This is a genomic window from Neisseria sp. P0013.S005 (genome assembly GCF_051958425.1).
Classification (GTDB): Bacteria; Pseudomonadota; Gammaproteobacteria; order Burkholderiales; family Neisseriaceae; genus Neisseria; species Neisseria subflava.
Genome location: NZ_JBQCVL010000072.1, coordinates 1 through 251, shown reverse-complemented (window position 1 = coordinate 251; position 251 = coordinate 1). Strand labels below are relative to the sequence as shown.

At 52.2% G+C, this 251-nt stretch carries 1 protein-coding gene; it reads left to right on the top strand.

What is annotated here, in order from left to right; translation table 11 throughout:
* Positions 1–251 (top strand): DDE-type integrase/transposase/recombinase (locus tag ACTHTA_RS11540; RefSeq protein WP_440376388.1); only part of this gene is annotated, 251 nt, incomplete at both ends.

Sequence of the window (251 nt, the reverse complement as noted above, 5' to 3'; positions counted from 1 at the left end):
ACCGAGAAATCGTCGCCTACGCCATGAGCCGCAATGCTAACAGCGAAATGGTGAAGGAAATGCTCGAAAAAGCCGCACCCCGGCTGACTGATAAGGGAACGATGCTGCATTCCGACCAAGGTGTGCTGTACCGTACGGCAGGGTATAGGGAATTGATTGCAAAACATTCCATGATTCAAAGCATGTCGCGAAAGGCGAACTGCTGGGACAATGCGCCGATGGAAAGCTTCTTTGCGGTGTTGAAGACGGAG